Origin of the sequence: Marmoricola sp. Leaf446 (assembly GCF_001424755.1) — a bacterium.
Taxonomy (GTDB): Bacteria; Actinomycetota; Actinomycetes; order Propionibacteriales; family Nocardioidaceae; genus Marmoricola.
On the sequence record NZ_LMRF01000001.1, the window covers coordinates 1608468 to 1631570 of the forward strand.

General features: G+C 74.0%; 24 protein-coding genes and 1 riboswitch. Of the genes, 8 read left to right on the forward strand and 16 right to left on the reverse strand.

Annotation, left to right across the window (positions count from 1 at the left end):
* From ASG49_RS18200 to ASG49_RS07675, 3 genes are all read left to right on the forward strand, one after another.
* Positions 1-376 (forward strand): HNH endonuclease (locus tag ASG49_RS18200; protein ID WP_162244504.1); only part of this gene is annotated, 376 nt, incomplete at its 5' end.
* A gap of 83 nt (positions 377-459) precedes the next feature.
* Entirely contained in the window at positions 460-1974 is a 1515-nt protein-coding gene (locus ASG49_RS07670; RefSeq protein WP_056540019.1) for a TldD/PmbA family protein, read from the forward strand.
* Positions 1974-3350 (forward strand): metallopeptidase TldD-related protein, encoded by a 1377-nt coding sequence (locus tag ASG49_RS07675; protein ID WP_056539149.1) that lies wholly within the window; start codon positions 1974-1976, stop codon positions 3348-3350. The genes ASG49_RS07670 and ASG49_RS07675 overlap by 1 nt, the downstream gene beginning before the upstream one ends.
* A 21-nt stretch (positions 3351-3371) precedes the next feature.
* On the opposite strand, the gene ASG49_RS07680 is transcribed toward ASG49_RS07675, so the two are convergent.
* The 16 genes from ASG49_RS07680 to ASG49_RS07750 form a co-directional block, all read right to left on the reverse strand.
* Positions 3372-3821 (reverse strand): DUF3817 domain-containing protein, encoded by a 450-nt coding sequence (locus tag ASG49_RS07680; protein ID WP_056539152.1) that lies wholly within the window; start codon positions 3819-3821, stop codon positions 3372-3374.
* A 20-nt stretch (positions 3822-3841) separates the two neighbouring features.
* Positions 3842-5149: a serine hydrolase gene (locus tag ASG49_RS07685; RefSeq protein WP_235561946.1), complete on the reverse strand. Its 1308-nt coding sequence runs from the start codon at positions 5147-5149 to the stop codon at positions 3842-3844.
* Positions 5146-8028 (reverse strand): aminomethyl-transferring glycine dehydrogenase, encoded by a 2883-nt coding sequence (gene gcvP, locus ASG49_RS07690; protein WP_056539155.1) that lies wholly within the window; start codon positions 8026-8028, stop codon positions 5146-5148. Before gcvP ends, ASG49_RS07685 begins: the two co-directional genes overlap by 4 nt.
* An 87-nt stretch (positions 8029-8115) precedes the next feature.
* Positions 8116-8209, reverse strand: a riboswitch (glycine riboswitch).
* Between the two features lie 81 nt (positions 8210-8290).
* The gene (locus ASG49_RS07695) at positions 8291-8914 is read right to left on the reverse strand and encodes a MerR family transcriptional regulator (RefSeq protein WP_056539157.1); all 624 of its coding nucleotides are present in this window, start codon (positions 8912-8914) and stop codon (positions 8291-8293) included.
* 223 nt (positions 8915-9137) lie between these two features.
* Positions 9138-9611 (reverse strand): bifunctional nuclease family protein, encoded by a 474-nt coding sequence (locus tag ASG49_RS07700; protein WP_056539160.1) that lies wholly within the window; start codon positions 9609-9611, stop codon positions 9138-9140.
* 25 nt (positions 9612-9636) lie between these two features.
* Positions 9637-10359, reverse strand: a complete 723-nt coding sequence (locus ASG49_RS07705) for a MerR family transcriptional regulator (RefSeq protein ID WP_056539163.1) — start codon at positions 10357-10359, stop codon at positions 9637-9639.
* A 4-nt stretch (positions 10360-10363) separates the two neighbouring features.
* Positions 10364-10936, reverse strand: coding sequence for an FHA domain-containing protein (locus ASG49_RS07710; RefSeq protein ID WP_056539168.1), 573 nt, complete (start codon positions 10934-10936; stop codon positions 10364-10366).
* Between the two features lie 218 nt (positions 10937-11154).
* Positions 11155-11538 carry a glycine cleavage system protein GcvH gene (gene gcvH, locus ASG49_RS07715; RefSeq protein ID WP_056539171.1) on the reverse strand — a complete coding sequence of 128 codons (384 nt, stop codon included), beginning with the start codon at positions 11536-11538 and terminating at the stop codon, positions 11155-11157.
* 45 nt (positions 11539-11583) lie between these two features.
* Positions 11584-12360, reverse strand: a complete 777-nt coding sequence (locus ASG49_RS07720) for a DUF881 domain-containing protein (protein ID WP_056539174.1) — start codon at positions 12358-12360, stop codon at positions 11584-11586.
* Positions 12353-12685 carry a small basic family protein gene (locus ASG49_RS07725; protein WP_056539177.1) on the reverse strand — a complete coding sequence of 111 codons (333 nt, stop codon included), beginning with the start codon at positions 12683-12685 and terminating at the stop codon, positions 12353-12355. The genes ASG49_RS07720 and ASG49_RS07725 overlap by 8 nt, the downstream gene beginning before the upstream one ends.
* The gene (locus tag ASG49_RS07730; RefSeq protein ID WP_056539181.1) at positions 12682-13587 is read right to left on the reverse strand and encodes a DUF881 domain-containing protein; all 906 of its coding nucleotides are present in this window, start codon (positions 13585-13587) and stop codon (positions 12682-12684) included. Before ASG49_RS07730 ends, ASG49_RS07725 begins: the two co-directional genes overlap by 4 nt.
* Complete coding sequence (locus tag ASG49_RS07735) at positions 13587-14135, reverse strand: CDP-alcohol phosphatidyltransferase family protein (RefSeq protein ID WP_235561979.1); 549 nt, start codon at positions 14133-14135, stop codon at positions 13587-13589. The genes ASG49_RS07730 and ASG49_RS07735 overlap by 1 nt, the downstream gene beginning before the upstream one ends.
* A 113-nt stretch (positions 14136-14248) precedes the next feature.
* A complete protein-coding gene (locus ASG49_RS19280) occupies positions 14249-14392 on the reverse strand; it encodes a hypothetical protein (protein WP_235561947.1) in 144 nt (47 codons plus the stop codon).
* Positions 14393-14558: 166 nt separating this feature from the next.
* Entirely contained in the window at positions 14559-15749 is a 1191-nt protein-coding gene (locus ASG49_RS07740) for a 4-hydroxybenzoate 3-monooxygenase (protein WP_056539184.1), read from the reverse strand.
* A gap of 87 nt (positions 15750-15836) precedes the next feature.
* Positions 15837-16601: an IclR family transcriptional regulator gene (locus tag ASG49_RS07745; protein ID WP_056540026.1), complete on the reverse strand. Its 765-nt coding sequence runs from the start codon at positions 16599-16601 to the stop codon at positions 15837-15839.
* Between the two features lie 47 nt (positions 16602-16648).
* The gene (locus ASG49_RS07750; protein WP_056539187.1) at positions 16649-17908 is read right to left on the reverse strand and encodes an aromatic acid/H+ symport family MFS transporter; all 1260 of its coding nucleotides are present in this window, start codon (positions 17906-17908) and stop codon (positions 16649-16651) included.
* Positions 17909-18010: 102 nt separating this feature from the next.
* Between ASG49_RS07750 and pcaH the strand changes: the two genes are divergently transcribed.
* From pcaH to ASG49_RS07775, 5 genes are read left to right on the forward strand one after another with little or no spacing between them, the layout of a single operon-like run.
* On the forward strand, positions 18011-18793 hold the full coding sequence (pcaH, locus tag ASG49_RS07755) for a protocatechuate 3,4-dioxygenase subunit beta (RefSeq protein WP_056539189.1): 783 nt from the start codon (positions 18011-18013) through the stop codon (positions 18791-18793).
* The gene (pcaG, locus tag ASG49_RS07760) at positions 18790-19362 is read left to right on the forward strand and encodes a protocatechuate 3,4-dioxygenase subunit alpha (RefSeq protein WP_056539193.1); all 573 of its coding nucleotides are present in this window, start codon (positions 18790-18792) and stop codon (positions 19360-19362) included. The genes pcaH and pcaG overlap by 4 nt, the downstream gene beginning before the upstream one ends.
* Positions 19362-20606: a lyase family protein gene (locus ASG49_RS07765; protein WP_056539195.1), complete on the forward strand. Its 1245-nt coding sequence runs from the start codon at positions 19362-19364 to the stop codon at positions 20604-20606. Before pcaG ends, ASG49_RS07765 begins: the two co-directional genes overlap by 1 nt.
* Positions 20607-21863 (forward strand): 4-carboxymuconolactone decarboxylase, encoded by a 1257-nt coding sequence (pcaC, locus tag ASG49_RS07770; protein ID WP_056539200.1) that lies wholly within the window; start codon positions 20607-20609, stop codon positions 21861-21863.
* Positions 21860-23062, forward strand: coding sequence for a thiolase family protein (locus tag ASG49_RS07775; protein WP_056539203.1), 1203 nt, complete (start codon positions 21860-21862; stop codon positions 23060-23062). Before pcaC ends, ASG49_RS07775 begins: the two co-directional genes overlap by 4 nt.
* Positions 23063-23103 lie beyond the last annotated feature (41 nt).

Below are 23103 nucleotides of genomic sequence, written 5' to 3' on the forward strand. Positions count from 1 at the left end.
GTTCACCGGCGAGCTCCGCGAGCTCCTCGTCGTCCGCGACCAGGTCTGCCGCACCCCCTGGTGCGACGCCCCCGTCCGCCACGCCGACCACGTCACCCCCGCAGCCGACGGCGGCCCGACGTCCCTGGCCAACGGGCAAGGGCTGTGCGAGGCCTGCAACTACACCAAGCAGACCCCCGGCTGGCGGTGCGAAGCAGTCCCGGGTGACCGACACCAAGTCATCGTCACCACCCCTACCGGACAGACCCACGTCTCCACCTCACCCGACCCACCAGGATGGTCGGCGCCGCCGCACAACGTGGACGTCGGAGGCGTGCTCCGGTTCCCCTCCCTCGCGCGCGCCGCCCAGGCCGAGCTCCAGGGGCTCCTGACGTGAGCCCTGCCCGGCGTGGCCGCCGCGTCACCACACGTCCCCCGCCGCACCCGTTGGTGTCGGTCGGCCGCACTAGGGTGCTCGGCATGGCCGACGTCGACCCCAGCTTCCTCGCCCTGCCGCTCCAGCGGCTCGCCCAGGTGGCCCTCGGACGCGCCCGTGACTTCGGCGTCACGCACGCCGACTTCCGGCTCGAGCGCAACCGGTTGCAGCACCTCTCGGTGCGCGACGGGCAGCTCGAGGGGGCCCAGGACAGCGAGGACCTCGGCTTCGCGGTCCGGGTGCTGCTGGACGGGGCGTGGGGCTTCGCCTCCGGGGTCGGACTCACCGACGACGAGGCCGTGCGCGTGGCAGAGACCGCCGTCACCGTCGCCCGGGTGGCGGCCAAGATGACGACCGTCCCGGTGCAGCTCGCACCCGAGCCGGTCCACCGCGACGTCACCTGGGTCTCGGCCTACGACGTGAACCCGCTGGACGTGCCGCTCGCGGACAAGGTGGCCCTGCTCGGCGGCTGGACCCGCGAGCTCGTCGCCGGTGGGGCCGACCACGCCGCCGGCATGCTGCAGCAGGTTCAGGAGAACAAGTTCTACGCCGACCTCGCCGGGTCCTCGATCACCCAGCAGCGGGTCTGGCTAGAGCCGGTGCTGGAGGCCTACGCCTCCGACCCCGCGACCGGGGCCTTCGACTCGATGGCCTCGACCTGCCCGCCCTTCGGCGCCGGCTGGGAGGTGCTCACCGACGGCTCCTGGGACTTCGACGCCGAGCGGGCCGAGCTGCCGGGCCTGCTCCGGGCCAAGCTCGCCGCCCCGAGCGTCGACCCGGGTCGCTACGACCTCGTCATCGACGCCAACAACCTGATGCTCACCATCCACGAGTCGGTCGGCCACGCCACCGAGCTCGACCGGGCGCTGGGCTACGAGGCCAGCTACGCCGGCACCTCCTTCGCCACCCCCGACCACCTCGGCACGCTGCAGTACGGCTCGCCCGCCATGCACGTGACCGGCGACCGCACCGCGACCCGGGGACTGGCCACCGTGGGCTACGACGACGAGGGCGTCGAGGGCCAGTCGTGGGACATCGTGCGCGACGGGGTCCTGGTCGGCTACCAGCTCGACCGGTCGATGGCGCACACCCACGGCGCGGAGCTCAACGGCGGGCGCTCCAACGGCTGCGCCTACGCCGACTCCCCCGGCCACGTGCCGATCCAGCGGATGGCCAACGTCTCGCTGCAGCCCGACCCCGACGGCCCTGACACCGCGGGACTGATCGGCCGGGTCGAGCGCGGCATCCACGTGGTCGGGCACAAGTCGTGGTCCATCGACATGCAGCGCTACAACTTCCAGTTCACCGGCCAGCGCTTCTACGCCATCGAGGACGGCGAGCTGAAGGGTCAGCTGCGCGACGTCGCCTACCAGGCCACCACCACCGACTTCTGGGGGTCGCTGGAGGCCGTCGGCGGACCTCAGACCTACGTGCTGGGCGGCGTCCTCAACTGCGGCAAGGCCCAGCCCGGCCAGTCCGCCCCGGTCAGCCACGGCACGCCGTCGGCGCTGTTCCGCGACGTCAACGTCCTCAACACCTCCGAGGAGGGCACGGCCTGATGACCGTCCGACCCCAGCAGCTCGTCGAGCACGCGCTCGAGACCAGCACCAGCGACGCCTGCGTGGTGATCGTGGAGGACTCCACCAGCGCCAACCTGCGGTGGGCCAACAACACCCTCACCACCAACGGGGTGATGCGCTCGACCGACGTCACCGTGGTCGCGTTCGCGGCCGGCGGCAACGCCTCGGTCAGCGGCACCGCTGCCACCACCGCCCAGGTCGCCGCGCTCGTCGAGGCCGCCGACCGGGCCGCCGCCCTGGCCGGCGAGGCCGAGGACCGCGCCGACCTCGTGGCCGGCTCGGCCGCGCCCGACTTCGGCGACGCCCCCGCCGAGACCTCGATCGCGGTCTTCGACGAGGTGGCGGGCCAGCTCGGCGAGGAGTTCCGTCGTGCGGAGGCCGAGCAGCGCATCCTCTACGGCTTCGTCTTCCACGAGGTGACCACGACCTACGTCGGGTCCTCCACCGGGCTGCGGCTGCGCCACGTGCAGCCCACCGGCCACTACGGCTGCACCGGCAAGGACGCCGGCCTCACCGCCAGCGCCTGGGTGGGCGGGGCCACCCGCGACTTCAGCGACGTCTCGGCCACCCGCATGGCCGACGACCTCGCCACCCGGCTGGGCTGGGCCTCGCGCCGGCTCGACCTGCCCGCCGGTCGCTACGACACCGTGCTGCCGCCGACCGCCGTGGCCGACCTGATGATCGACGCCTACTGGAGCGCGGGAGCCCGCACCGCGGTCGACGGCCAGAGCGTGTTCTCCCGGCCTGGTGGCGGCGCGCGCTTCGGCGAGCAGGTCGTCTCCCCCGGCGTGCGGCTCGCCTCCGCCCCGTCGTACGCCGGCCTGGAGTGTGCGCCCTTCGTGCTGGCCGGGGCGTCGTCGGACCGCACCAGCGTCTACGACAACGGCCTCGCGCTCGCCCCGACCGCCTGGCTCGACGACGGCCGGCTGACCGCCCTGCAGCAGACCCGCCGCACCGCGGCCGAGACCGGCCAGCCGACCACGCCGCCCATCGACAACCTGGTGCTGGAGGTCGACGGCGGCGCCGGCTCGGACCTCGACCTGGCCGCAGGGATGGACGACGGGCTGCTGCTGACCTGCCTGTGGTACATCCGCGAGGTCGACCCGCAGACGATGCTGCTGACCGGGCTGACCCGCGACGGCGTCTACAAGGTCGAGGGCGGCGAGATCGTGGGCGCGGTGAACAACTTCCGCTGGAACGAGAGCCCCGTCGACCTGCTGCGCCGGTTCGGCCACGCGGGCACCACCGTGCCGGCGTTCTCGCGCGAGTGGGGCGAGGACATGTTCTCGCGCACTGCCATGCCGGCGCTGCGGGTGCCCGACTTCAACATGAGCTCGGTCAGCCAGGCGCTCTAGGTCGACCCACCACGGACGGGCTCAGCCGACCCACTGCGTCGGCGGACCGGCGGCCAGCAGGCCGCCGAAGACCACCACGAGCCCGACCAGCACCACCACGCCCGCGAGGACCGGGGCCCGCAGCGCAGCCGCCGCCACCCGCTCCAGCGGTCCGCGCCCCGGCTCCGCGCGCAGCCGCCACCGCTGCGCCAGCGTGCCGTCGACGCGACGCTCGAACGGGACCGTGGCGTAGGGCACGAACGCCGCGGCCAGGCCGAGCCCGATGCGCCCGACCGACCAGCGGGCGTCGACGCCGACCAGGACGGTGGCCACGCAGTAGGCCAGGAAGACGAACCCGTGCAGCCCGCCCCCGATCCTCACCCCCAGCTCGGTGACGTCGAGGACGTACTTGAGCACCATCCCGGCCAGCAGCAGGGTCCAGGTCACCGCCTCGGCCAGGGCCAGGGTGCGGTAGGTGCGGCGGGGGGTCATCGGGGCTCCTCGTCGGACGGTCAGGGACCGTCGGGGTAGGGGGTGCGGGTGTAGACGAAGGTCGCGCACTCGAGGCGGTCGGGCGTCCCGTCCTCGCGTCGTACGACGTGCAGGGTCTCGCCGTGGTGGTAGCCGGCCGTCCCCACCACCCGGCCGTCGTCGTGCTGGGCGAACTGCTCGGCCAGCGCCAGGCCGCGGGCCAGGTCGCGCCACTCGAGGCGCTCGTCGTGCCAGCGCACCTCGTAGGCGGAGTTGCCCCAGTGCCAGGTGCCGAGCAGCTCGGCGGCCCAGCCCGGAACGCGCTCGGCGGGCCGCCAGGGCGTGACGGGTCCCGGCGTGTGGTCGCCGAGCAGCGCCCGGGCCAGCTCGGACCCGGAGAACCCGGTGGTGGCGTTGGTCAGCGCCGCGACGCCGGTGCGGTGCACCGGGTCGACCAGCAGCACCGCCTGGAAGCCGGGCATCGAGCCGGTGTGGCCGGCCAGCACCCCCCCGGCGTACGGGAAGGTCCGCACCCCGAGGCCGTAGTCGCTGGCCGGCGGCACCGGTTGCCGCATGGCGCGCAGCGAGTCGGCGCCGAGCACGTCGGGGTGACCGTCGACGAGGAACCGGCCGAGCCGCGCCAGGTCGGCCAGGGTGCTCCAGGCCTGCCCGGCCGGGGCCATCGCCCCGGTGTCGTGGGCGGGCTCGGGCGTCAGGGTGCCGGCGAGGTGGTGGACCGAGAGACCGGGGGCGGCGTCCGCCTCGGGGGCGTACGACGTGCGCCGCATCCCCAACGGCACCAGGACCTGCTCCTCGACGAGCGCCCACCAGGGGCGGCCGTGCACCCGGGCGAGCACCTCGCCGAGCAGCCCGTAGCCGAGGTTGGAGTAGTGGTGGTGCTCGCCGGGGCCGAACACCGCCGCGCTGCCGTCGTTGGCCGCGAGCAGCTGCTCGACGGTGCCGCCGGGCGACCGCTCCCACCACGGCCCGGCCGGCTCGCTCTGCATCCCGGCGGTGTGCGAGAGCAGCGCGCGCAGCGACCGGTCGGCGTACGCCCCGGAGTCCGGCAGGTGCCGGCCCAGCGGGTCGTCCAGCGAGAGCAGCCCGGCCTCGTGGGCCCGCACCACCAGCACGGCCGTGAGGGTCTTGGTGATCGAGCCGATGCGGTACTGCCGGTCGACGGACGCGCCGTCACCGGCCGCACCGGTCCACGTGGTCCACGGGTCCTCGGAGTCGCCCAGCACCGCCGCCACCACGGTGGGCAGCCGGCGCTCGGCCTGGTAGCGGTCGAGCACCGCCTGGAAGTGGCCGGCCCGGGCGTCCGGACCGGCCGCCTCCGCTCGCGTCACTCGAAGGCCTCCAGCGGCGGGCAGGAGCAGGCCAGGTTGCGGTCGCCGTAGGCCTGGTCGATCCGGCTCACCGGCGGCCAGTACTTGTCGGGGTCGGGACCGGTCGGGAACAGCGCGACCTCGGCGGAGTAGGCGCGGCTGCCCTCGGAGGCGAGCACCGCCGCCGCGGTGTGCGGCGCGCCCCGGAGGGGGGACTCCTCGGGCGTCCACTCCCCCGCCTCGACCCGGGCGATCTCGCCCCGGATCGCGATCATGGCGTCGCAGAACCGGTCGAGCTCCGCGAGGTCCTCGCTCTCGGTCGGCTCCACCATGAGGGTGCCGGCGACCGGGAAGCTCATCGTCGGCGCGTGGAAGCCGTAGTCGACCAGCCGCTTGGCCACGTCGTCGATGGTGACGCCGCTGGCCTTGGTGATGCCGCGGACGTCGAGGATGCACTCGTGCGCCACGTGGGAGTGGTGGCCGCGGTAGAGCACCGGGAAGTGGTCCTCCAGCCGCGCGGCGACGTAGTTGGCCGCCAGCACCGCCACCGCGGTGGCGTGGGTGAGCCCCTCGGCGCCCATCATCCGCACATAGGCCCACGAGATCGGCAGGATCCCGGCCGAACCGTACGGCGCCGCGCTGATCGGCCCGATGCCGTCGCGGCGGTCGGCGACGGGGTGGGCCGGGTGGCTGGGCAGGTACGGCGCCAGGTGGGCGCGCACGCCGACCGGACCGACGCCCGGGCCGCCACCACCGTGGGGGATGCAGAACGTCTTGTGCAGGTTGAGGTGGGAGACGTCGCCGCCGAACTCACCGGGCTTGGCGTAGCCGAGCAGCGCGTTGAGGTTGGCCCCGTCGACGTAGACCTGGCCGCCCGCCTCGTGCACGACCTCGCAGAGCTCGGAGATGGTGTCCTCGTAGGCGCCGTGGGTCGAGGGGTAGGTGACCATGATCGCCGCGAGGTCGTCGCGGTGGGTCTCGCACTGCGCCCGCAGGTCGTCCATGTCGACGGCGCCGTCGGCGGCGGACTTCACCACCACCACCCGCATGCCGGCCATCACGGCCGACGCGGCGTTGGTGCCGTGCGCCGAGGACGGGATCAGGCAGACGTCGCGCTCGCCCTGGCCGTTGGCCTGGTGGAAGCCGCGGATCGCCATCAGCCCGGCGAGCTCACCCTGCGAGCCGGCGTTGGGTTGGATCGACACCTCGTCGTAGCCGGTGACGGCGGCCAGCCAGCCCTCGAGCTGGCCGATCAGGCGGTGGTAGCCGCGGGCGTCCTCGGGCGGCGCGAACGGGTGCAGGTCGGCGAACCCGGGCAGGCTCACCGGCTCCATCTCGGTGGTCGCGTTGAGCTTCATGGTGCACGAGCCCAGCGGGATCATGCCGCGGTCGAGCGCGTAGTCACGGGCCGAGAGCCGACGCAGGTAGCGCAGCATCGAGGTCTCGGAGCGGTGGCTGTGGAACACCTCGTGGGTGAGGAAGTCGGTCTCGCGCAGCAGCGCGGTCGGCAGCGCCGTGCCCACACGGGCGTCGGCCAGCGCTCCCTCCTCACCGGTCGAGCCCGTCGAGACCCCGAAGGCCCCCAGCACGCGCTCGAGCACGTCGACGTCGGTCACCTCGGAGGTCGAGAGCCCCACGTGGTCGGCGTCGACGTGGCGCACGTGCACGCCCGCCTCGCGGGCGGCGGCCACGACCTCGGCGGCACGGCCCGGCACCTCGGCCAGGACGGTGTCGAAGAACTCGGCGTGCACGACCCCGACCCCGCCCTCGCGCAGCGCGTCGGCCAGGGCGACGGCCTGGGCGTGGACCGACCGGGCGATGGAGCGCAGCCCGTCGGGGCCGTGGTGCACGGCGTACATCGCGGCGACGACGGCGAGCAGCACCTGCGCGGTGCAGATGTTGGAGGTCGCCCGGTCGCGGCGGATGTGCTGCTCGCGGGTCTGCAGCGCCAGCCGGTACGCCGGCCGGCCGGCCGCGTCGACCGAGACGCCGACCAGGCGCCCGGGCAGATGGCGCTCGAGACCCTCCCGCACGGCCATGAAGCCGGCGTGGGGGCCGCCGTAGAACAGCGGGACGCCAAAGCGCTGCGAGGACCCGACGGCGACGTCGGCCCCGAGCTCGCCGGGCGACTCCAGGAGCGTCAGCGCCAGCAGGTCGGCGGCGACCACGGCCAGCGCGCCCCGCTCGTGGGCGGCCTCGATGACCGGCCGGGGGTCGAGCACCCGGCCCGAGGCACCGGGGTACTGCACCAGCACGCCGGACAGCTCGCCCTCGGGCAGGGCCTGCGCCAGGTCGGCGACGACCACGTCGAGCCCCATCGCGGCGGCGCGGGTCTGCACCACGGCGATGGTCTGGGGCAGCGCGTCGGCGTCGACGACGAAGGGGCCGCTCGCCTTGCGGTCGGCGCGGCGCACGAGCGTCATCGCCTCGGCGGCGGCGGTGCCCTCGTCGAGCAGCGAGGCGTTGGACGTCTTCAGCCCGGTGAGGTCGGCCACCACGGTCTGGAAGTTGATCAGCGCCTCGAGCCGGCCCTGGCTGATCTCGGGCTGGTAGGGCGTGTAGGCGGTGTACCAGGAGGGGTCCTCCAGCACGTTGCGGCGTACGACGGGCGGGGTGACCGTGCCGTGGTAGCCCAGCCCGATCATCGGCACGAGCGGGTTGTTCTCGGCGGCGATCTCGCGCAGCTCGCGCGCCGTGTCGGCCTCGGAGGCGGCCGGCGGCAGGTCGAGAGCCCCGGCGCGGATCCGCTCGGGCACGGCGTCGTCCATCAGGGCCTCGAGGCTGCTGACCCCGAGGGCCTTGAGCATCTCGGTCAGCTGCTGGTCGTCGGGCCCGACGTGGCGCTCGGCGAAGGGCCGGGGGCGCAGCAGGTCGGTGAGGGTCTCGCGGTGCTCTGACATCTCGCTCCAGTCGTGAGGCGGCTCATCGGATGGTGGTGAGTGCGCCTCCCCCCAGTCGGGGGCCCGTGGTGGGGTCCCTCCTGGGTGCCAGCCCGTGCGGTCCTGGTGCCTGAGAGCTTGGTGGGAGGAGTTGCCCCTTCGGCGCCCCGGTGATGACCGAGGACTCTCCCGCACGGGATATGTCAGCAGGCCCCAAAATACCAGGCCCCGGCGCGCACTCGGTGCGCGTCGGGGCCTGGTGGGACCTGGAGGGGGGTGCGGCTCAGCCGGTCTGGCGGGCCTTGCGACGCTGGGCGAGCTCGTCGGCGGCGGTGTCCTCGACGCCCTCGTCGGCGGCGGTGCGCTCGGAGGGCAGCTCGGCGAGCGACCCCTCGATCTCGCGCCACACTCCCCCGATGGCGATGCCGAAGACGCCCTGGCCACCCTGGAGCAGGTCGATGACCTCGTCGTTGCTGGTGCACTCGTAGACGCTGGCGCCGTCGCTCATCAAGGTCACGCGGGTCAGGTCGTCGGTGCCGCGGGCCCGCAGGTGCGAGACCGCGGTGCGGATCTGCTGCAGGGAGATGCCGGCGTCGAGCAGGCGCTTGATGATCTTGAGGATCAGGATGTCGCGGAAGCTGTAGAGGCGCTGGGTGCCCGAGCCGGTGGCGCCGCGGACCGTGGGCTCGACCAGGCCGGTGCGGGCCCAGTAGTCGAGCTGGCGGTAGGTGATGCCGGCCGCGTTGCAGGCGGTGGGACCGCGGTAGCCGAGGTCCTTGTCGAGCGTGGAGACGTCGTCGTCGAAGAGCAGCCCCTGCTCGGTGGCGTCGAGCGCCGCTTCGAGGGCTGCCTGCTCGGCCTGCTGGTCGTGACCTGCGGTCGAACCGCCGTCTGACGTCGTGCCCACTGCTACCTCCGGAGTCCGGCTCCGCACGTCGTAGCTCCGGGGGGTGGGGCCGACCGGTCGTCCGTCCCGGTGCGGGACAGGAGTTGCAGCCGTGGAGTTACAGCGAAGACAGTCCCGAAGGTAGACCTCGGCTCGAGGGTTGGTCAAAGACTCCGGCGGCGTGTCGGAAGCAAGTCTCAAGTTGAGGTTGAAGGTGAGACCTGGGTCCGGGAAGGCCGTCGAGTCAGGCCTGGCCCTGCTCGAAGTCCTCGGGGGTGACGTGGTCGAGGAACTCGCGGAACTTCTCTACCTCGTCCTCCTGCTCGTCGGGCACGAGGATGCCGGCCTCGTCCAGCAGCTCCTCGGCGCACACGATGCGCGAGCCGGTGCGCAGCGCCAGGGCGATGGAGTCCGAGGGCCGGGCGGAGACCTCGACGCCGGAGGTCAGCACGAGCGTGGCGTAGAAGACGTTGTCCTGCATCTCGGTGATGCGGATCTCGTCGACCTCGTTGCCGGTCGCCTGCAGCACGTCGCGCAGCAGGTCGTGGGTCAGCGGGCGCGGCGGCACGACGCCCTGCTGGGCGAACGCGATCGCGGTGGCCTCGACCGCACCGATCCAGATCGGCAGGTAGCGCTCGCCGTCGGTCTCCCTGAGCAGGACGATGGGTGTGTTGGACGGCATCTCGACCCGGACCCCGACTACCTCGACCTCGCGCACCAGGTCACCCTAGCGCCCGACGTGGTCAGCGCAGGGAGCGGAGCCCGGCCTTGACCAGCGCCGCGTGGAAGCGCACCGAGAGCACCGCCAGCTCGTCCATGGTCTGGTGCGCCCGACCCTCCGCGCCGGCCTCGCGGCTGCGGCGGATCGGGGAGACCACCTGCTCGACCAGGCCGATCTCACGGTCGGCCGAGGTCTTGAAGGCACGCAGGTGCCGCGGCTCCAGGCCGTACGCCGCGAGCTCGCCCGCGACCTTGGCGATCACCAGCGCGTCGGCGTCGTAGTGCTTGGAGCCGGTGCGCGGCCTCACCAGGCCGAAGGTCTCGAGCTGGTCGAGCAGCTCCTCGGTGATGTCGGCGGTCTTGACCAGCTCGCGGCGCGAGATGCGGACGTCGTGCTGGTTGCCCAGCAGCGACTCCACGCCCGGCGCCGGGTTGGCCAGCAGCCCGACCGGGATGCTGGGCGAGCCGCCGGGGGTCGGGGGCTCCAGGCCGCGGTCGAGGGCGTCGAGGTGCTCGCGGATCACCTTGAGCGGGAGGTAGTGCTCGCGCTGCGCCCGGATGATGTAGCGCAGCTTCTCCATGTCCTCCACGGAGTACTTCCGGTAGCCGGAGGGGGTGCGCTCGGGCTCGACCAGGCCCTCGTTCTCGAGGTGCCGGATCTTCGACTCCTTGATGTCGACGTCCGGGAACTCCGCCTTGAGGTCGGCGACCGCCTGACCGATCGTGATGCGGGCCGTCTGCCGCACGGGGTCAGCCGACCCGGGTGTCGCCGGCGTCGCTGGCGAAGAAGATGAGCCGGAACTTGCCGATCCGGACCTCGTCGCCGTTCTGGAGCAGCGCGTCGTCGACCCGGTCGCCGTTGAGGTAGGTGCCGTTCAGGCTGCCGACGTCGTGCACCCGGAACCCCTCGCCGGTGCGACGGAACTCCACGTGACGACGCGACACGGTGATGTCGTCGAGGAAGATCTCGCTCTCCGGGTGCCGTCCGACCGTGGAGAGGTCGCGGTCGAGCAGGTAGCGCGACCCGGCGCCGGCGCCGCGCTGGACCACCAGCAGGGCGCTGCCCGCCGGGAGCGCGTCGACCGCGGCGGCGTCGGCCGGCGCGAGCGAGCCGCGCTCGTCGGCGTCGGGCTTGGGGGTCGGCCCGCCGAAGGTGATGGTCTGTGTCGAGTCGTGGGCGACGGGTTCGCCACCGGCGGGGCCGGACGAGCCGGCCGGGGTGGACGAGCCGGGCGCGGCGGCACCGGCCAGCGGCGTACCGCACTGCGAGCAGAACCGTGCGTTGGAGGAGTTCTCGCTCCCGCACTGCGAGCAGAAGGGCATGTCGTCGGTCTCCAGTCCGTCGTGCTCGCCCGGGGCGAGCGTCCGTGGTCCTGCGTGGTGCGTGTCCCCGCCCCCGTGACAACCCTGAAGCGTCACTGGAGGGTCAAGGTTGGCCACAACCTACCAGCGCCACCTGTGTCCGCCACCGCCGTCGGCGCGCCTCGGGCGACACGCCGGAGCCGGTCCGGACGAGGCCGGCGGAGGAGGGCCGAGGGGGATCAGCCCTCGAGCGTCTCCTGGTAGGCGGCGGCGTCCATGAGGTCGGCCGCGCCGGTGTCGTCGGCGCGGATCTCGAAGAGCCAGCCCTCGCCGTAGGGGTCGGTGTTGACCAGCTCGGGGGTGGCGTCGAGCGCCTCGTTGCGGGCCACGACCTCGCCGCCGAGCGGGGCGTAGACCTCGCTGACGGACTTGGTGGACTCCAGCTCCCCCACCACGGCGCCGGCGGTGACGGTCTCGCCCACCTCCGGCAGCTGCACGAAGACGATGTCCCCGAGGGCGTCCTGGGCGTACTCGGTGATGCCGACGCGGACCGAGCCCTCGCTCTGGCCGGGCTCGCGGAGCCACTCGTGCTCGGAGGTGTACTTCAGGTCATCGGGGTACAACGCTGCTCCTCGGGAGGCGACGTGGGTGAGTCGTGACCCAGGACCCTACTGCCCGGGGACCGGCTCGGCGTAGCGGGGAGCGGTGGGCGATCGGGTCACGCTGACGTCCACCTCGTCGACCTTCTCGACGCGCACGCTGCCCCCGTCGTCCTCGACGTCCTCGATGAACCCCTTGGAGAAGCTGAGGGCCCCGGCGAGGGTGTCCGGGCTGCCGATCGCGTCGATGACGTACGGCGCCCCGAGCACCACCCCGTCGACCCGGATGCCGTTGTCGTCGTCCTCGAAGCTGGTCTGCGCGACCACCCGCACCTGGTCGTTGATCTCGATGGCCTCGACCCCGGCGTTGCGCAGCTCCTCGATGCCGTCGAGCAGGTTGTCGAGGTCGAGGGTGCGCCGGGGGTCCTCGACGGTGACCCGGATGCCGGGGCCCGTCGCCGCGGTGGTGCCGGCCAGCACGCCGAGCGTCGCGATCTCGGTGCGGGCCTGCTCGAGGGCGGCGCTGCGCCGCTCCGAGGAGCTGTTGAGCCGGTCGCGGGTCTCCTCCAGGGAGGAGATGTCGCGCTCGGCGCGGCGCGAGGCGGCCTGCAGCCCGTTGAGGGCCTGCACCAGCTCGGCCTCGCGCAGCCCGTCGTAGTCGTCGTCCTGGCCGGCCACCCGCACCTGGGTGACCGCGGCGAAGCCCAGCAGGCCGACGAGCACCCCGGCGATGGCCTGGCCGCGGCTGGGCCGGCGCAGCGAGCCGAGCAACCGGTCGCGCCCGGTCTCGGGCCGGCTCGGCCCGGGCCGGCTCGACTCCGGTTCCTGGGGCCGGTCCTCAGGCATGGAACAGGTGCCGCCGGATGGCGGCGACGTTGGAGAAGATCCGGATGCCGAGCACGACCACGACACCGGTGGAGAGCTGGGCGCCGACGCCGAGCTGGTCGCCGAGGAAGACGATGACGGCCGCGATCAGCACGTTGCTGACGAAGGAGATCACGAAGACCTTGTCGTCGAAGATGCCGTCGAGGAAGGCACGGAAGGCACCGAAGACGGCGTCGAGCGCGGCCACGACCGCGATCGGCAGGTAGGGCTCGAAGGCGAGCGGGACGTCGGGGGTGAGCCACAGGCCGAGCAGCACCCCCACGACGAGTCCGAGGATCGCGATCACGGGGTTGCCTCCTGTCCGGCTCGTCGGCGCGCCTGCGCGACCTGGTCCACGTAGCGCAGCGTCACCTCGGTGGCGGGCAGCCGCAGGTCGTCCTGCGGCGTGATGGTCAGCTGCAGCCCCACCTGGCGCTCGAGGTCCAACCATGCCTGACCGCTCGTGGTCTCGGCGAACCGCGCGGGCAGCGTGTCGGGGTTCCCCACCACCTGCAGGACGTACGGCGGCCGCAGCGACCGTGCGTTGACCGTGATCGCGCCGCCGGCGATCCGGATGGTGCTCAGGTTGGTCAGCCGCTGCCCGTTGATCGCGATCGCCTCGGCGCCGGCCTCCCAGAACCCGTTGGCCAGCCGCTGCAGGTCGCTGTCGAGCACCGTGGTGCGGTCGCTGGTGCTGCCGGGGGCGTCGTCGGCGACCACGCGGACGCCGGGTCCGGTGACGGCGAGCGTGCCGGCCCGGGCCCCGAGGTCCTGGATGCGGGTGCGGATGCCCGTGGCGGACTCGTCGGAGGCCAGCTGGCGGGCCTGCAGCCGGTCGGTCTCGCGCTCCAGTGCCGCGAGCCGCACCCGCTCGGTCTCCAGCTGCTGCCGGGCCCGCGAGACCTGGCCCGCGAGCTCGCGCCGGTCGCTCTCGTCGGCGGCGGCGCTGCGAGAGTTCTGCACCCCGGCGGCGACCACGAGCACGGCCACCCCGGCGACGGCCACGGCCCCGAGCGGGCCGACGCGGCGCCGGCGGGCCGGGGTGTCGTCGCCGCCTGCGGCACGCGCAGCCCGGTCGCGCTCGGCGACGAAGGCGTAGTCCTCGTCGACGGCGTGGGAGGTCAGGTAGTCGAGCAGGCCCATCGTCGCCTGGGCCGGCAGCCGGGCGGGCTCCGCGGGGGGGACGGGGTCCTCGTGACGGTCCGCCATCACGGCTCCGAGAGGCTCGGCGCGCGACGGTCGCGGTCGGCCATCAGCAGCCGGACCTGCCAGGCGTAGAGCAGGCCCGCCCACCAGTACAGGCCCATCCCCCAGATCGCGAAGGCCCACCCGAAGACCAGCGACAGCGTGGCGACCGGGCCGTCGCCGTCGCCGAGGAACAGCAGCGGGAAGGCGTAGAGCAGGGCCGCGGTCGCGGCCTTGCCGAGGTAGTGGACCGGGAGCGCGGAGTAGCCACGCGTGCGCAGGAACGGCACGAGGCACCACAGGAACGCGTCGCGCGCGGGCAGGATGATCGCCACCCACCACGGGATGATGTCGCGGTAGAGCAGCCCGACCACCGCGGCGAGGATGTAGAGCCGGTCGGCGACGGGGTCGAGGATCTCCCCCAGCTTGGAGGTCTGGTCGAGCCGGCGGGCGAGATAGCCGTCGAGCCAGTCCGAGAAGCCGGAGACCATGAGCACGACCAGGGCCCAGACGTCGGCCTCGGGACCGATGACCAGCCACAGGAAGAGGGGCACACCGGCCAGCCGCACCATGCTGATCACGTTCGGCAGCGTCCACACTGCCGAGGTGCGCGCGCCACTGAGCTGCCGGGCCACCGCGATGCCTCCTGACGGGTCGTCGGAGGTCACCCTAGCGACGGGGTCGTTCAGTTCAGGCAGCAGCCGCACCGCGGGCAGTGGGCGCGTCGTACGCCGCTCAGCTCCTGCCCGCAGCCGCAGACCAGCGGACGCACGTCGGTGGCGTCCGTGGTGGTGGTCGGCGCGTACAGCGCCATGTCGGTGGTGATCATCGTCGGTGCCCCTCGTCGGTTCCTTCTGCACCATGGAACGCCCGATTTGTACGACCGACGCGCGCAACACGCCGATCTAGTCCGAACGGGCCATGCGAACCGCCCGCCCGGTGTGGACCAGTGGTGGCCCGCGGTCCTCGTGGTGGGACGGGTGGGGCGCAGGGGTTCACCCCTGCGGCCAGCCGGTGTACCCCTCGGCGAGGTAGGTCGAGCCGGCCGTCGAGGACACCAGCGAGGTCAGCTCGCCCTCCTGGCGGCGTACGTCGAAGTCGCTGGCGTCGGGCAGCCGGTGGAGCATCGTGGTCATCCAGTAGGAGAAGTGCTGCGCCTTCCAGACCCGCTCCAGCGCACGCTCGCCGTAGGCGTCGAGCAGCCCGAGGTCCTGCTTGGCCAGCGCCCGCTCGACCTCCTCGGCCAGGACCCGCACGTCGGCCAGGGCGAGGTTGAGCCCCTTGGCGCCGGTCGGCGGGACGGTGTGCGCCGCGTCGCCGGCGAGCACGAGGCGGCCGTGGCGCATCGGCTCCTGCACGAAGCTGCGGAACGGCAGCACCGTCTTCGAGGTGATCGGCCCCTGGCACAGCGTGTAGCCGTTGGCGCCGACCCGGGTCTGCAGCTCCTCCCAGATCCGGTCGTCGCTCCACTGCCGGACGTCCTCGCCGGCGTCGCACTGGAAGTACATCCGCTGGAGGGTCTCGGTGCGCTGGCTGATGAGCGCGAAGCCGCGGTCGGAGTGGTTGTAGATCAGCTCCGGGGCGCTGGGCGGGGCCTCGGCGAGGATCCCGAACCAGGCGTAGGGGTACTCGCGGAAGTACTGGCGCCGCTGCCCCTCGGGCACCGAGCCGCGGCACACGCCGCGCGACCCGTCCGCGCCGACGACCAGCTCGCAGCGCACCTCGTGCGCCGCCCCGTCGGCGTCGGTGAAGCGCACCCGGGGCTCGTCGGCGGTGAGGTCGTGGACCGAGACCTCGGTGACGCCGAACCGGACGTCGCCGCCGTCGCGCTCCCGGGCGTCGGCGAGGTCGACGAAGACGTCGGTCTGGGGGTAGAGCTGGGCCGCCGCCCCGACCAGGGCCTCGAAGTCGATCCGGTGCCCGGCGCCGGCGAAGGCCAGCTCGATCCCGCCGTGGCGGTAGCCGTCACGCAGCACGCGGTCGGAGACGCCGCTCTCCACGAGCATCCGGACGCTGTCCTGCTCCAGGATGCCGGCGCGGTGGGTCTGCTCGATCTCGCGGCGGGTGCGCACGTCGACGACGACGGAGTCGATGCCGGACAGCGCGAGCAGGTGGGACAGCATCAGGCCGGCGGGGCCGCCGCCGACGATGCCGACGCGGGTGCGGGTCAGCTGGGTCTGGGCCATGCGAGGAGCCTGCCGGTCCCGCGTGACCGCGACCACACCGTGCTTCCGCTGACCGGAACCGGGGTCGGGACGTGGGCGGGGCCGGCCTCAGGCCGGGCCGCCCGCGGCGGTGAGCGAGCGGCCGACGCCGTGCGCGGCCACCTGCAGGGCCGCCACCAGGCGGGGCGCGTCCTTGCGCAGGCTCGGGACCACGATGCCGAGCGCGGCCACCACGGCGCCGCCGGCACGGACCGGCACCGCGACCGAGCAGGCGCCCAGGCTCATCTCCTCGCTGGTGGTGGCGTGGTCCTCCTCCAGCACCGCCCGCAGCTGGCGCTGCAGGACGCCGGGCTGGCTCACGGTGTACGGCGTGATCCGGGTCAGGCCGGAGAGCACCTCCTGCTGCACGGCCGGAGGTGCGTGGGCGAGGAGCACCTTGCCCACGCCCGTCGCGTGCAACGGCAGCCGGGAGCCGATGGTGCTGACGACGGGCACCGAGGCGTTGCCGGACAGGCGGTCGACGTACAGCACCTGGACGCCGTCACGGACGGCCAGGTGGACGGTGGCGTGGGTCGCGCCGTAGAGGTCGTGCAGGTGCGGCGAGGCGACGTCGCGCAGCCCGGTCTGGACGGGGGCGAGCATGCCGACGTCCCACAGCCGCCGCCCGACGACGTAGTCGCCCGACGACGTGCGCCGCAGCGCGCCCCAGGCGACAAGCTCCCCCACCAGCCGGTGGGCCGTCGTCACCGGCAGCCCGGCCCGAGCGGCGAGGTCGGTCAGCGTGAGCCGTCGGTGCCGCTCGTCGAAGGCCCCCACCAGCGCCAGCGCACGCCCCGTCACGCTCGCCCCGGGCGTCGCGCTGTTCCCCGCCATGCCGGTCATCCTCCCACTGGGCGGAAGCAGACGGGTCCCGTCGCCGCTCAGGCGGCGACGGCCTCCTCGCGCCTCAGGTGCGCCGGGACGGTGGCCAGGGCACCGACGGCGAGCAGTGCGGCGACGGCGAAGGCGTAGAAGCCCCACGGGTAGGCGATGCCGGCGGTGACCAGGGCCCCACCGAGGAAGGGGCCGACGATGGCGCCGACGCGGCCGACGCCGGCGGCGAGGCCGAGCGCGGTGCCGCGGATCTCCGGCGGGTAGAGGTGGCCCACGAAGGCGTAGACGAGCACCTGGGCGCTGAAGACGAAGATGCCGGCCAGCAGCACCGCGCCGTACACCACCAGGGTGCTGTCCATCCGGATCGACAGCAGCGCCAGGAAGACCGCGGCGAGGCCGAACCACAGCAGCACGGTCGGCTTGTTGCCGCGCGAGTCCGAGATGCCGCCGGCCACCAGGAGACCGATCACGGCACCGACGTTGAGCACGAGCAGCAGCCCGGTGCCGGCCTCGATGGAGTAGCCCGCCTCGCCCATGATCGTCGGCAGCCAGGTGTTCAGGCCGTAGACCAGCAGCAGGCCCATGAAGGAGGCGACCCACAGCCCGATGCTCACCGCGAGGTAGCGGCCGCGGACGACGTCGCCGCTGCGGACCGCCACCGTGGCGCGGCCGGCGTCGCGGTCGGCCACGGCCCGCAGGTAGGTCTCGGACTCGGGGAGCCTGAGCCACATCACCGGGAGCGTGGCGAGGCCGAGCAGGCCGCCGACCACGAACATCGCGCGCCAGCCGAGCGGCTCGATGAGCACCAGGGCCAGCAGCGCGGTCAGCACCGCACCGACGTGGTAACCGGTCATCATCCGGGTGACGGCGGTGCCGCCGCGCCCGGTGGGGGCGTGCTCGGTCATGAACGCCAGCGCCGTCGGGAGGCAGGCGCCGAGACCCAGCCCGGCGAGGAAGCGCAGCGCGATGAACTGCGTGGTGTCCTGGGCGACCGCGATCGCGAGGGTGAGCACCGAGAACAGCGCGATGCAGCCGATCAGCGTCACGCGGCGGCCCACCCGGTCGGTCAGCGGGCCGACCGCGACGGCGCCGATCCCGACCCCCACCAGCCCCAGCGTCGAGGCGGCGGTCAGCGAGGAGGCGGTGAACCCGAGGTCGCCGCTCGCCTTGAGGGTCGGGATGACCGCGCCGAGGACGACGAGGTCGAAGCCGTCGAGCGCGACGGCGATCCAGCAGAGCCAGACCGGCCAGAGGTCGCGGCCGGCGCCGGACGACGGTGCGGGGGCAGGGGACGACGAGGTGCTCATGGGGTGACCGTGGCAGCCGGGCGTGACGACAGCCACATCGTGATTCCGCTCAGCGGAAGGGCGGCCCTCCGTCCGGCGGGCCGGCTCCCCTACGTTGCAGGGGTGACCCCCACCACCGACACGGCACCGGACGCCGCCCTGGCGACCCAGGCCCGGATCGACGCCGAGATCGCCGGCATCCGCGAGGAGTACGACGCGGCGGGGCGCGAGGAGACGCGCCCCCGGCTCGACTACGCGCCCTACCGGTCGAGCCTGCTGCGCCACCCCACCAAGGACCTCCACCACGCCGACCCCGAGGGCGTCGAGCTGGTCGCCCCCGTGTTCGGCCACCGCGACGTCGGGCCGGCCGAGGCCGACCTGACCATCCAGCACGGCGGCGACCCGGTCGGCGAGCGGATGGTCGTGACCGGCCGGGTGCTCGACGCCGACGGCCGGCCGGTGCGCCACCAGCTGGTCGAGGTCTGGCAGGCCAACGCCGCCGGCCGCTACATCCACCAGCGCGACCAGCACCCCGCCCCGGTCGACCCGCACTTCACCGGCGTCGGGCGCTGCCTGACCGATGCCGACGGCACCTACCGGTTCACCACGATCAAGCCCGGTCCCTACCCGTGGAAGAACCACCGCAACGCGTGGCGCCCGGCGCACATCCACTTCTCGCTCTTCGGCACCGAGTTCACGCAGCGGATGATCACGCAGATGTACTTCCCCGGCGACCCGCTGTTCGCGCTCGACCCGATCTACCAGGCGATCGTGGATCCCCGGGCGCGCGAGCGGCTCGTCGCGGCGTACGACCACGAGGTGACGCAGCACGAGTGGGCCACCGGCTACCGCTGGGACATCGTGCTGACCGGCACGCACCGCACCCCCATGGAGGCCGAGCAGTGAGCGACCCGACCACGCCCCTCGTGGCGACCCCGGGCCAGACCATCGGCCCGTTCTTCGGCTATGCCCTGCCCGTCGCCGGCGGCGAGCTGCTGGTCCCGGCGTCGCACCCGGGCGCCGTACGCCTGCGCGGCACGGTGTACGACGGCCACGGCGACCCGGTCCCCGACGCGTTGCTCGAGATCTGGCAGGCCGACGCCGAGGGGCGTGCCTCCACCGCCGAGGGGTCGCTGCGACGCGACCCGTTCGAGTTCACCGGCTTCGGACGTACGCCGGTCGACCCGGCCGGCCGCTACACCTTCACCACCGTCGTGCCGGGTGCGACCACCCCGGGGCGGGCGCCCTTCGTGGCGATGACGGTCTTCGCCCGCGGTCTGCTCGACCGCCTCCTGACCCGCGTCTACCTGCCGCTCGACGAGGATGCGCTCGCCGCCGACCCGTTCCTGGCCGGTGTGCCCGAGGACCGGCGGCACACCCTGGTGGCGACCCGCGACGAGCACGGCTTCGTCTTCGACGTCCGGCTCCAGGGCGAGGACGAGACGGTGTTCCTCGGCCACGGGTCGCCCGCCTGATGGCGGACCTGCTGTGGCCCGGTGACGAGCGCGCCGGCGAGGTCTTCACCGACTCCGCCCTGCTGCACGGCCTGGTCGCGGTGGAGCAGGCGTGGCTCGACGTGCTCGTCGACCGCGGCATCGCCCCGCCCGCGGCCCGTCGCGACCTCACCTCGCTCGTCACCTCGGCCGACGTCACCCTGGTCGCCTCGCGCGCGGAGTCCAGCGGCAACCCGTTGGTGCCGCTCCTCACGCTGCTGCGCGAACGCGGGGGCCGTCCGGTGGCCGACCCCGGCCGCTGGCTGCACCGGGGGCTGACCAGCCAGGACGTCGTCGACACCGCGCTCGTGCTGGGCGCCCGCACCACCACGCGCCAGCTGCTGGGCACGCTGGACCGCCAGGTCGCCGCGCTCGCGACGCTGGCCGAGCGGCACCGCGACGACCTCATGGCCGGCCGCACCCTGACCCAGCACGCCGTGCCCCTCACCTTCGGGCTCAAGGCGGCGCAGTGGCTGCGCGGGGTGCTCGACGCCCGCGACGCGCTGCGCGGCCTCCGCTTCCCGGTGCAGGTCGGCGGCGCCGCCGGCACCCTGGCCGCGGTGGCCGAGATCGCGGGCGGCCCCGACGCCGCCCTGGACGCGGCCGCCGACCTCGCCCGCGGGCTCGGCCTCGAGGCCTCGCCGCCGTGGCACACCGTCCGCACCCCGTTCACGGCGTACGCCGACGCGCTGGTCCGCACCACCGACGCGCTCGGCCACGTCGCCAACGACGTGCTGGTGCTGGCCCGCCCCGAGGTCGGGGAGCTCGCCGAGCCGGCGGTCGCCGGGCGCGGCGGCTCCTCGACCATGCCGCAGAAGGCCAACCCCGTGCTCAGCGTGCTCGTGCGCCGCGCGGCGCTGGCCGCGCCCGCCCTGGCGGCGCAGCTCCACCTGGCCGCCGCCGAGGCGGTCGACGAGCGGCCCGACGGCGGGTGGCACACCGAGTGGGCCACGCTGGCGACGCTGTCGCGCCGCACGCTCGTGGCCGCCTCGCAGGCCGCCGAGGTGCTCGAGGGCCTGCACGTCGACACCGGCGCCATGAGCGCCCTGGTCGCGCAGCGGTCCTCGGCCCTGCTGGCCGAGCGCCGCAGCATGCGCGAGCTGACCGCGCCGCCCGCGGGCTCCACCCGGCCCCGGCCCGAGGACGACTTCGACCCGGCGCACTACCTGGGCGCCACCGCGAGCATCATCGACGGCGTGCTCGCCCGCGCCCGTGAGGAGAACTAGATGGACGCCCCCACCGTGACCGCCGCGCGGCTGACCGGCGCCGCCCACCGCGAGCGGCTGCCGCTGCTCGTGCTGGGCCCCTCGCTCGGCACCTCCGCCGCGACCCTGTGGACCGGGTGCGCCCGGGCCGGGCTGACCGAGGTCTTCGACGTGCTGGCCTGGGACCTCCCCGGCCACGGCTACAACCACTCCGTGCCCGAGCAGCCGTTCACCGTGGCCGACCTCGCCGCGGGCGTGCTCCGCGTGGTCGAGGACGTCCTGGAGCAGCGCGGCGAGCTGGGCGGCGGCTTCGCCTACGCCGGCGACTCGGTCGGCGGCGCGGTCGGCCTGCAGCTGCTGCTCGACCACCCCGGCCGGGTCACCTCGGCGGTGCTGCTGTGCACCGGCGCGCAGATCGGCGAGCCCGCGATGTGGGAGGGCCGGGTCGGCCAGGTGAGCGTCTCCGGGACCGCCGTGATGGTGGCGGGGTCGGCCGAGCGCTGGTTCGCCCCGGGCTTCCTCGAGCGCTCCCTGGAGACCGGGTCGGCGCTGCTGCACGCGCTGGCCGAGGCCGACGACCGGGGGTACGCCCTGGTCTGCCAGGCGCTGGCCGGGTTCGACGTACGCCCCCGGCTGGGCGAGGTCGGCGCGCCCGTCCTCGCCGTGGCCGGCGTCCACGACGTGGCCACGCCCCCGGCGAAGCTCCAGGAGGTCGCCGACGGCGTCCGCGACGGCCGCTACGTCGAGCTCGCCGACACCGCCCACCTGGCACCGGCCGAGCAGCCCGAGCGGGTCGCGGCGCTGATCCGCCAGCACGTGCTGGGCGAGGACCCCGCGCCGGAGCCCGGCGCCGGCGACGACGCCGGTGACGACGGGCGCCACGCCGCCGGCATGGTCGTACGCCGGGAGGTGCTGGGCGACGCCCACGTCGACCGCGCGATCGCGGCCACCACCGACTTCACGGCCGACTTCCAGCGCTTCATCACCGAGTACGCCTGGGGCGGGGTCTGGACCCGCCCGGGCCTGGACCGCCGCAGCCGCTCGATGATCACCCTCACCGCCCTCGTCGCCCGGGGCCACCACGAGGAGCTCGCGATGCACGTGCGGGCCGCGATCACCAACGGCCTGACCGTCGCCGAGATCCGTGAGGTGCTCCTGCAGAGCGCGATCTACTGCGGCGTCCCGGACGCCAACTCCGCCTTCCGCGTCGCGCAGCAGGTCCTCACCGACCTGGGCGTCGACACCACCGACCTGGCCCCCACCGGAGGAACCCGATGAGCAACCCCACCCACGCCGCGTTCGTCTACGACGCGGTCCGCACCCCGTTCGGCAAGTTCGGCGGCGCGTACGCCGGCACCCGGCCCGACGACCTCGCCGCGACCGTCCTGAAGGCGGTCCTGGAGCGGACCCCCGGCCTCGACCCGGCGGCCGTCGACGAGGTCGTCCTCGGCAACGCCAACGGCGCCGGCGAGGAGAACCGGAACGTCGCCCGGATGGCCACGCTGCTGGCCGGGCTCCCGGTCTCGGTGCCGGGCGTGACCGTCAACCGGCTCTGCGGCTCCTCGCTCGACGCCGCGATGATCGGCTCCCGCCAGGTCGAGACCGGCGACGCCGAGGTCGTGCTGACCGGCGGCGTGGAGTCGATGACCCGCGCGCCCTGGGTGCTGCCCAAGCCCAGCCGCGCCTTCCCGGCCGGCAACCTCGAGGCCGTCTCGACCGCGCTGGGCTGGCGGTTCGTCAACCCCCAGATGCCCGAGGAGTGGACGGTCTCGCTGGGCGAGGCCAACGAGCAGCTGGTCGAGCGGTTCGGCATCTCGCGCGAGCGGCAGGACGAGTTCGCCGTCTCCTCGCACCGCCGCGCCCACCAGGCGTGGGAGGACGGCTTCTACGACGACCTCACCGTCGTCGTCGAGGGCAGCGAGCTGACCCGCGACGAGGGCGTCCGCGCGTCGGCCGACGTCGACTCGTTGGCGAGGCTGCGCCCGTCGTTCCGCAAGGACGGCACCATCACCCCCGGCAACGCCTCCCCGCTCTCCGACGGCGCCTCCGCGGTGCTGCTCGGCAGCGAGGCGGCCGCGGCCGCCCTCGGGCGCGACCCGCTGGCGCGCATCGCCGGCCGGGCCGCCCACGCGCTCGAGCCGCAGGCCTTCGGCTACGCCCCCGTCGAGGCGGCCGAGAAGGCACTCGCCCGGGCCGGCATCGGCTGGTCCGACGTCGGCGCCGTCGAGCTCAACGAGGCCTTCGCGGTGCAGTCGCTGGCCTGCCTGGACGCCTGGAAGGTCGACCCGGAGATCGTCAACACCCGCGGCGGCGCCATCGCCGTGGGTCACCCGCTGGGCGCCTCCGGCGGCCGCATCCTCGGCACGCTGGCCAAGGTGCTGCGCACCGAGGGCCGCCGCTGGGGCGTCGCCGCGATCTGCATCGGGGTCGGCCAGGGCCTGGCCGTGGTGCTGGAGAACCCCGGGGCGGCGTCGTGACCGACGTCCTCGAGGCGACCGACGCGACGGACGCCGCAGCA